General features: G+C 44.8%; 8 protein-coding genes and 1 pseudogene. All 9 read right to left on the bottom strand.

The annotated features are described in order from the left end of the window. Positions 1-659 (bottom strand): annotated as a pseudogene (locus N7974_RS16550) (calcium/proton exchanger); the annotation flags it as partial. Positions 660-885: 226 nt separating this feature from the next. Continuing rightward, entirely contained in the window at positions 886-1,680 is a 795-nt protein-coding gene (locus N7974_RS16545) for a DUF3313 domain-containing protein (protein WP_262966686.1), read from the bottom strand. A gap of 455 nt (positions 1,681-2,135) precedes the next feature. Continuing rightward, complete coding sequence (locus tag N7974_RS16540; protein ID WP_262966685.1) at positions 2,136-2,654, bottom strand: TPM domain-containing protein; 519 nt, start codon at positions 2,652-2,654, stop codon at positions 2,136-2,138. Between the two features lie 234 nt (positions 2,655-2,888). Then, positions 2,889-4,682 carry a mechanosensitive ion channel family protein gene (locus N7974_RS16535; RefSeq protein WP_262966684.1) on the bottom strand — a complete coding sequence of 598 codons (1,794 nt, stop codon included), beginning with the start codon at positions 4,680-4,682 and terminating at the stop codon, positions 2,889-2,891. A gap of 429 nt (positions 4,683-5,111) precedes the next feature. Further along, positions 5,112-6,134 (bottom strand): HAD family hydrolase, encoded by a 1,023-nt coding sequence (locus N7974_RS16530; RefSeq protein ID WP_262966683.1) that lies wholly within the window; start codon positions 6,132-6,134, stop codon positions 5,112-5,114. Between the two features lie 107 nt (positions 6,135-6,241). Continuing rightward, positions 6,242-6,844 carry a PqiC family protein gene (locus tag N7974_RS16525; protein WP_262966682.1) on the bottom strand — a complete coding sequence of 201 codons (603 nt, stop codon included), beginning with the start codon at positions 6,842-6,844 and terminating at the stop codon, positions 6,242-6,244. Positions 6,845-6,849: 5 nt separating this feature from the next. Continuing rightward, positions 6,850-8,457, bottom strand: a complete 1,608-nt coding sequence (locus N7974_RS16520) for a PqiB family protein (protein WP_262966681.1) — start codon at positions 8,455-8,457, stop codon at positions 6,850-6,852. Beyond that, entirely contained in the window at positions 8,454-9,068 is a 615-nt protein-coding gene (locus tag N7974_RS16515) for a paraquat-inducible protein A (RefSeq protein ID WP_262966680.1), read from the bottom strand. The genes N7974_RS16520 and N7974_RS16515 overlap by 4 nt, the downstream gene beginning before the upstream one ends. Further along, the gene (locus N7974_RS16510; protein ID WP_243220079.1) at positions 9,058-9,687 is read right to left on the bottom strand and encodes a paraquat-inducible protein A; all 630 of its coding nucleotides are present in this window, start codon (positions 9,685-9,687) and stop codon (positions 9,058-9,060) included. Before N7974_RS16510 ends, N7974_RS16515 begins: the two co-directional genes overlap by 11 nt. Positions 9,688-9,883 lie beyond the last annotated feature (196 nt).

The raw sequence follows: 9,883 nt of genomic DNA, 5'->3' as shown, positions 1-9,883 counted from the left end.
TAGAGAATTGTTATAAGAGCCAAACCCAAACCGATGGGCCACGGTGCTTCGCTGTCCTCAGCATGTTCCGAGCTGACAAAAAACTCGCGGTGCGTCTTGAACGAAAACAACATGCTCAGTCCGTAAGTAACGATGAGCAGTACCGCCAGTCCCACGCTCAGCTTCTGAGTGAAGGCATCCGTTGACGAGTCGACTTTGGCAACCAACGAAGGAATCAACAGTGCGATCGTAGCCAGGAAAAGCAACCCTGCTTGCATGCGGGCGTTGACCCGGTTGTATTCCTGCACGTGATGCTTAATTCCGCCGAGCAGAAACGATGCCCCCATTACGAACAATGTGTTGGTGACAATCGCTCCGGCTATAGATGCCTTCACCAGCATGTATTGCCCTGCGCTCAAAGCGGCCAGAGCAATAACCAATTCAGTCAGGTTTCCCAGCGTGGCGTTGAGCAACCCCCCGACTGTATCACCCGTCTTGGCCGCTACCGATTCGGTGGAGTGACTCAGCAGCGCGGCGAGTGGGACGATAGCCAGTACGGACAGAATAAAGAGCAGAGTGTGTGCTTCAGGACTGAGCTTATCGGCTATGAACACTGCGGGTACGAACGCCAGCAGCCAGAGCAAAGGATTGTGACGGATTTCTTTGAGCAGGAGATTCATGCCGCACCTGCTTTATGTAATATCATAATATTTTAGTCTCCTGACTGTTGAGTCGTGGTCACACCATTTTGATTGGTCTCGGACTTAACAGCTTTCCCTGACCATTACTGCAAACAGTCTTACCACGCGCATTCTTAACACAGTCAGCAAAAACGCCCGAAGTAAAAAATAGACACGCCAGTATTACTAATATTTTCATCATGATCTCCGACATTTCATATTTGTTTTAGAAAGGTCTCAGTGTAAACGCCGTAGGATCAGTTACTACTTCACCCGGTTTCCTGTTGGCAATTTGCACAAACTGCTTGGACCACTGGGCCATAATGCCCTTGGCTGGCCCGTACCAGGTCATACGAGTCAGATCGATGGGTCCGATATCCGCCATATTGCGATCGGCAAAGGTTGCAATGACCTCACCAGTTTGCAGATCGCGCAAACGGCCTTCGAACGCGGCTCTACGCTGGTTGACAGCGCCTGCCGCACTGCTTCCTCCAGGGACGGCCCAGCCAGCCGCATGTAATACCGGTGTTGACGGGTCTATTTCCACCAACGCAAGTTCCAAACGCAAAGCCTGAGTTTTATGTTGTGTCGGTGAGTCAATAACTTGAAAGCGTTGCTTGGGATCTGTTTTAAAATCCTTGACCACTTGATCATGAAAGTACACTGCAAGCTCTTCAATATCCTTTTTAACATCGCCAAACCAACTGGCCGAACTCATGTCATGAAGCCAATCCATTTTTAGCATATACTGGGTATTGACGGGGGCGACAACCAACTCCTGATAATTATTTGCGTCGAAGCCCGGTTTGATCCAGGCTCTCTGAAACGGTAAATAAGCTATTTTCGTATCACGTTCAGGCTGCTCAATAAAACCGGCGTTAGGCGCAGGCTCTATCGTCATCGCCTTTATGTCATTACTTCCTGACGTAAGAGCAGCACATCCCGAAAGCGTATTAATGACAAATAATAACAACGTAAAATCAGTAGAATACTTTTTTATTTTTTGATTATTTATTTTCAATTGTTTTCTCCGGATTAAATATTTAATTTATTGTTTTTCATGTGAGCCTCCACTGAAAATTCTGGCAACATAATATAAGTAAATATTTGTGCAGTTTCATCATCACCAGAGCTTGTGCTGACAGGTGATTCACTGGATAACTTCATTAAAGCGGCTAACTGGCTGAGCTATCGGGATACAATCATGTTGTGGAGCGCCGTTTCAGACTCACAAATTTCATCGTAACAAATGTAGCTTGGCACAGGCTCGGTCTTGTTGACCTGGACAGCTTTGCAACCTGTACTATATCGCTACGATCGACTTCTTACAGGGAAGTCAGAGAAGATTTTGGTGACCTCAAAGTTACCAACACATCGGTATATAAAAAAGCCCCATGAGGGGATTAAACTTATCGGGCTTTTGTATATAGTGGGCAGGATAGAATTCTCTAAACGCATTCCATCCTGCCAAACTGGCTATTTCGGTATCAAAGGAAGTTTAGAGCCTATAGCGACATCGCCAGCACCTTGTAAAAAGTTTTCAATTTGCAGGGCACGCGCCGCAATTGTTTTCGTAGTCGCTTTTGCTACTGCCGCGTAGTAATCACCGTCAAGTGCGATGCGCTTTTTACGAAATTCAATGGTACGTTTTGCAAGCTCACCCGCCTTGGCATCTGTTAATTTATCAACGTTATTCAAATAGTCCGTAATGATTGCTAAACGTTTGTCATTTAAAGCCTTCAACTTGGCGTTAAAAACATAATACACATTCAGAAACTTCTTCTCTTGCGCCGCATCCAATGCCAACGATTTCTTAACGAAATCCTCTTTATCCATTTCCAGAGCAAAGCGAAACATTTCCAGTTCATTACCGTTAGGAGTTGCTGCATTTTCTACTGTCGGAGCGGCTATTTTTTCAGCATGTGCAACGCCATTCATGGCAGAGAAACCAAAGCTTGATACAGCAAGAATGATCGCTAAATTTTTATATTTCATAAATTATTCCTAAAGTTATAAGTATCGTGAGATTAAATTATAGCTTAAAAGAATCAATATGTGCGTTAGGAAATGATTAAATAACTTACCCGTATAAAACTTGCCTCAACACCCGATGTTGGCCGACAATTAACATAACAGATTCAAGTGCTGGCTAAATCCTCACAGTAAATTGTGAATGAAAAACAGGCTGTGATTCCTGTTTTAAACGCAGAATTACGAATCCTTTTATTTTTAGGTCTGCTTCGGAAAAAGAGCAGTGAAAGCCCGGATAGCGGTTTTTTCTTCCGGAAAACTCTCGATGTGCAAGCTCTGTGTGGGAAATGCAAAGCGAACGCCATTGCTATCGGCCAAACGCAAGATGGCCAGTAAAATTTCCTGCCGTTTGATAAGTTCGGCAGACCTGTCAGGTACTTGGAGAAAAAAGTTGAGCAAGATATCCAGGCTATGAGCGCCAAACTCGTAGAGAAACACCTGGATATTGTCTTTACGGGTATCCGGATGGGTTTCAAGGATCTGCTTAACGCCTTCGATAAATCCCTCGATTTTTTCAACCGGTGTGTCGTAGGTAAGATTAAGAATGGTCTTGACCTGTCTGTATTCGCGCAGCTCCAAGTTATCAACGGTGCTATTGATGAGTTGGCTGCTCGGAATGGTAACGAGGGAATCGTAGAACGTACGGATTCTCGTGCTACGAAAGCCGACTTTCTCGACAATTCCCTCAATGTCTTTCAATTTGATCCAATGGCCAATGGCAAAGGGCTTTTCAAACATGATGATAAGGGAGCCCAACAAATTGGCAAGAGTTTGCTGCGCCGCCAAGGCAACCGCAAGACCACCAACGCCGAGACCGGCAATGACCGAATAAGCCGGCAGACCTATCCGGTCGGCTCCGGCAACGAGAATGGCAATTGCCACGATAACGGTTATAAGCCGAATCACCAGACGAATAAGCTGACTATCGATACTGCCGACCTGTAGCTTCTCCATGTCACTCAGGCACACTGCGACCGCACCGCCGGCCACCCAAACCGCCCAGGTGAAGGCGAGATAAAACAAGGCCCACAGCGACAAGGTAAACATTTCATAAACGCTGCCCGAAACCCGCAGTAATTGAGAAAAAATCAATACCGTCATCGACGTCACGACCATCAAGCTGACCGGTCGCAGTAAATTAGCCCATTGCCCGGAGGCCATAGTCTGACTTGCCCAGCAACGGCTGAGACGAAAACACAGAAGAACGAAGATGAAACTGATACCAAGAACGGCCACGATGCCAAACCAGCGCCATAACGGCTGATCAAGAAACGTGGTTCGAACCTTTTGCCGGGGGGCATCGATTAACCATCGAGGCGGGACGATTCGATATAATGCCAGAGCTACACCGGTTGGACTATACGAAGAGTAATCATTCCAGCCGACGGAGGCTCCGGGGTTATAGGGAAGATCTTTGATCATTGCATAAAACTCCGGGATACGGCTTAACGTTTCCGGGGTAAACAGATATTCTCCGATTCGCGGCCCCTTTTCGACCCGCTGAATCCGAATTTCGGAATTCGGGAGAGTCCAGCGCTTGAACTCGGACTTAGCCATCGCCTGAGTATCTGGAATCGACTCGATAGGCGGCAGATCAATACGGTCGATCACCTCCTTCAGCTGTATGGCGAGCTGCCGAGAGGATTCGCCGACCATGGCTGGAGGCAGTTCGCTTAAATCCAGTGTCCGTCGGGCCGACTCTTGGTAATTCATAGTTCTTTTGATGGTGGCCACCTCCTCCGGCGACAGGTAAAGTCTTGAGGAAGCTAAATAGGACTCTACCGTCCCGACGCCCTTCACATAGCCCTTGTTCATGAGTTCGAGGAAGCCCTTGAACGTAGACCTGGGACTGGAGGTGTCAATCGGTTTAAGCGGACTCTCTACGCCAGCGTCAACGGGAATCGCCCAAAGCTGAAGTATCCCTAACGCAAGGAACACAGCAACAAGGCGCAGCTTGGGTATGAATAATAATCGATAGAACTTGTTTATCATTTTCTTCAGATCCAGGGTGGTTTGTCGGCAACGGGATAGCGCATGAGCAGGGTTAAAGTATCAATATGAGGGCTGTATTGGTCATTTATTTTGCGATTTCCACAAAAAATTTGCACCGTTCACTAATGACTCTGGACGGATAAATTCCCCCTTACTTGGAAGGGTCTTAGTGTAATCGCTGTAGGATGGATTATCACATCGCTCGGCTTCCGGTTGACCATAGATTTTCAGATAAATAATATCCATGTTTATTACAAATTTAATTCCTGAAAGTCTATATTTGTAAGGACTACCGGGGCCGCTGATCCATGATCCCCTTGACTGGACTGGACTGGACCAGGCGAGTCAGATCCAGTGGGCGAGCATTTACCATGTCGCAGCCAGCCACATAAGCAGTGGGCAGTGACGGCATTTTTGATTTTGATCTGTTTAAGGTTTCTCGAAAGGAAAAACCCGCTTCCAGTCTTTTTTCATATCGACTACTGTCCAACCTTTCTTCGTGGCTTCATCAAGTGCGGTATCAAGACGACCAAAGTCGGCGTTACGGTCATAGGCATATTCGCGTTCGGCATCGGTGTGATGAACAAGCAGTGCAAAATGCGGGGCATTAGTCGCTGCTGTCCACTGTAGCATTTGCAAATCACCATCGGAATTACCGAATGCAGCTATTGGTCTGCGCCCAATAAATTGTTGAATGCCAACTGGCTTACCTTCATTGTCATCAACAAAATTGATTTCCGGCAGGCGCATCAATACCGGCTTACCATTAATCAGCTCATACTTATTTTTAACATTACTGCCGATAACCTGTTCAGGTGGAATACCATAAACTTTTTCTGTCCACGGACGCATAAATTCAACACCACCACCCGAAACAATATAAGTCTTGAAACCATTAGCACGAAGGTAGCTAAGTAGCTCCAACATGGGTTGATAAACCAGTTCGGTATAAGGCCGTTTAAATTTAGGATGCTTTGACAGTGCCAGCCAATATTTCGAAATTTGATTAAATTCTTCAACCGTCATGCCGGTGTGTGTGGCCATTATCATTTCCACCAAACCATGATCTCCACTCGCCATGACGCCCTTAATATCGTTAGCCAGTACCGATTTAAAAGGCTCGGTAGTTTTCCATTCGGGATGTTCTGGCGCTAGCGCCTGCACACGGTCGAGGGCAAAAGCCAGTTGGACATACATCGGCTGCTCGCACCACAAAGTCCCATCGTTATCGAAGGTAGCGATGCGTTCAGAGGGAGGCACAAAATCCTGGCCGCCTTTTTTGGTTACGCTTTTAACAAACTGCACAATGGCTGATTTTGTTGTACCATTATTCCAGGATGGCAGAGGGTCAATAGATCTGGCGTGAGCAACCACCGACAATGATAAAAATAAAAACCACAGGATACTGCGGCAGTAATAAAATGTTGGACGTTTGCTGGTTAATTGATTCATGTTGTTATCTTTATATAATAATTGCTTTGTATTTGTGATCAGATTTAGTTAATACAATTGTAAAGCAGTATGTAACGGGATACGCCCAACTCCTGTATTCTCCAAGGTTAGTGCTGTACCTGAACCAATGCCAAAGCTATTTGTTGACTAAACTCACTGAGTGATTTACTGAGTGCTTGAGCCACGCTGTTGTAACTTGGATCAGTCAATAGCTGTTTTATGTTGGCTTGACCATTACTGACTATGGTGTGGTTTTTTTCCTCCATGATTGCCCAATTTGCTTCAAGACTTACCGACTTGCCAAGTTGCGTATCAAAGCGGCTAATATCAACAATAACGCGATAATCAACGTCACCGTAAACACTCCAGGGATAGGCTCTTACAATGGCATTGGGTTGCAGCATTGCCACGTTTTTGGTTAACACGGCAATGATATTGCCTTTTAACGGTGCTGCCCATTGGTCAAATTCGGCCATTTGTACGCTGTTATTTTCGGTACGCGTAACAATCTGCCTGCGATCAAGCAAAGCGGGCAGCGACAGCGGCCCTATACCAATCAACGGTTTTTTTGCGATAACGGTACTACTGATGACAGGGCGCTGACTCTGGGATTCCAGAGTATAAAAACGAGTAACAGGATCCCCTGCACAAGCCGTTAACAGGCTGCTAATGCATAGCATGATAAAACCGTTTGAATGTTTAATTAGCATGTTGACTACTTCTCTTTTTTACCACGAATTAAAGAATCAGGATGTTCTTCCAGATAATCGGTTAGTTGCCTAACCGAACTTGCCGTTTGAGTCAGTTCTTGCAGTAATTGGTTAAGTTCGTACTGCGTAGTAGAGCCTGGTTCTAATGTTGTTAACACTTTTTGCGCTGAATTCATGGCTTTATCGGCAGATTGCAGGGTTTTATCAGCACTGCCCAATGTGCCGTCAGCAGTGACTAAAGTTTTGGTTGCAGCCTTTGATGTGCTCTGTAAAGATGCCAAGGTTTTGTTGATTTCGGTAGTCATTGCTTCCAATGGCAGTTTGGAAATCTTATCCATAATAGCTTGTGCAGAATCAACAATATGACTCATTGAGTTTGGCGTCGTCGGAAATTCCTGATAGCCCGTGTCATTCTGATGAAACTCGACTTTACTTTGTGGAAATATATCTAAAGCAACAAACAGCTGCCCTGTCAGCAGACTACCTGTTTGTAGTTGTGCACGTAAACCTTTTTCAATAAGATGCACTATATTATCTTTAACCGTCATGTTAGCCTGTTTATTCATGACTATAATCCGGTCCGGCTCTACTTCAACCACAACAGGAATAAGTATCTCTGCGGTTTTTCCATCTATTTCCAGGTTAATGTCAGTGACTCTACCAACCGGAATACCGCGTAATAAAACGGGCGCACCGACAGTTAAGCCGCGTACCGATTCACTAAAATACATAACAACTTTGACGGTTCTCTGATAAATCACTTGCGTGGATTGGTCATAATCGTCAAACAGTTGAAATGGCGTGTTTTCGGGCGCAACGTCCGCCGTTTTATCATCAGAGGAAGTACGAAAAGCAATGCCGCCACCCAATAACGCCGCTAAAGGCCCTGTCCGTAATTTAAAACCATCGGCACCCGCTGATAAATCAATGCCGCTATCTATCCAAAAGCGGGTATTTGTTCTTATAAATTGATCATAAGGCGCGTTAACAAAAACCGTTAATTTAATATTATCCGCATCTTTGGCTAAGGCATATTCGAGTACCTGCCCTACAGCGATACCATGAAAATTAATCTGTGTTCCAGGGCCCATCGAACCGAGATTAGTCGTCTCAAGTATAAATTTTTTGCCTTGCGCATTTGTTTCCAATACCGGGGGGTTGTTAAGCCCCTTAAAATGACGCTCTTTTTCTCCTTCTTCAGGCTTAATGGCGATATAAGCCCCAGACATCAGAGTGCCTAAACCGGATACCCCAGCTAAACCAATTTGTGGCTTTACTACCCAGAACTGCGTGTTGTTGGTTAAATACACACGGCTTTCTTTATCCATTTGTGCGGTGACTGAAATAGTTTTTAAATCTTTATTAATGACGATGTCGGAGACCTTACCAATTTCTACATCCAGATATTTTATTTTGGTTTTATCTATTTCCAAGCCATCCGCACTGCGAAATTCAATGGTAATTTCCGGCCCTTTTTCCGATACCGTTTTATAAATCAACCAAGCACTCACCAATAATGCACATATCGGTAATAACCAGATTAGCGGTAATTCCCGATTTTTATTGACAGCAGTATCTGTCACTTCGTAAGGGGGTTCGATAAAATCATTCATAGGTTTTTCTGGTTATCCCAAAGTAAGCGTGGATCAAAATTTTCGGCAGCGAACATCGTTAATATTACCACGGCAGCAAATGCAGTTGCCGCAGGACCTGCAATAATCTGTACTTCACCAAAATTAACTAAATCAACCAAAATGGAAATCATAAAAATATCCAGCATCGACCATCGTCCTACAAAAGCAATAATACGATACATCACCGTCCAGCGACGGGCATTGATTTGCCAGCGAAAATGCGTACAAAGCAACAATAAACCAATACCTATCAATTTTGATGAAGGTACGAGAATGCTCGCTACTAAAACCAACAGGCCGATGGGTATCATGCCACTATCGATTAATTCGACAATACCGCCGGCAATGGTATGTGGATCACCTGCGCCAAATTGGTTAACGGTCATGATGGGGAAAATGTTGGCTGGAATATACAGCAAAAAACTACTGAACAACAATGCGCTGGTACGTTGCAAACTATGCGGATGTCGTGCATGTAAATGACTGTTACAACGTGGACATGATAAAGATTGATTACCTGTTTTTACCAGATAACCACAATCGTGGCAGCGGATAAACCCTTGACTGAGCGCATTCGTTTTAGCTTGCATTGTTGTTTTCCTTACGTAATTGCTCGATGCGTTGCCAGAATAACCTGTTATCCAGATTGCTGGTTAGCAAGGTTGTTATGATGATTAAGGCGATAAAAGCATAAAGACCCCAGCCGAATTTAAGTGGGGCAATCGCCATAAGCTTAACGCAGGCAACAATGATGCCCAGCATATAGACCTCAAGCATAATCCATTCATCCAAATGGTACATCCAGCGCATCCAGGTCACTAAATACCGATTGGAGCGCTTAAAATAAAGGTGCCCGCTAATCAATAAGGATAAGCTGATATGAACTAATGGAAACATAATGCTCGCCAAAAACACGACAATGGCCACTGGCCACATATTTTCATTAAATAAAGCAATAACCCCGGACAACAATGTTCCCGTATTGGCATCGCCCAAAACGGTTATACCCATCATTGGTAATAACACACTGGGGAAAAATAATATAAACCCCGTAATAGACAGAGCAAAAGTACGCTCAATACTTTGTTTACGGGGGCGTGACAGTAACAAGCCGCAACGTGGACAATGGGCTTTTTCGCCGATTTTTAACTGAGCAGGTTTGAGCAATAAATCACACTCGGGACAGGCGTCGTAGTTTGTGCTATTCATATCTTTGGTAAAAGAATACGACAAATTGCGTTTCTATGGAGATTTATAAAAGTGAGCATGATATGACAAACCGGGATAGAGGGATAGCATAAAAAACTAACCACACGAGCCATAAGCACTAGCAAAACAAACGCAGCATAGAGTACAAGCCTTTTGCACTCTATGAATGACGCCTTGTCTGGCTAAGGAGAACGAG

Source organism: Methylobacter psychrophilus, assembly GCF_025583945.1.
Classification (GTDB): Bacteria; Pseudomonadota; Gammaproteobacteria; order Methylococcales; family Methylomonadaceae; genus Methylobacter_C; species Methylobacter_C psychrophilus.
Note: the sequence above shows the minus strand (reverse complement) of the source record. Positions and strands in the feature narration are given on the sequence as shown.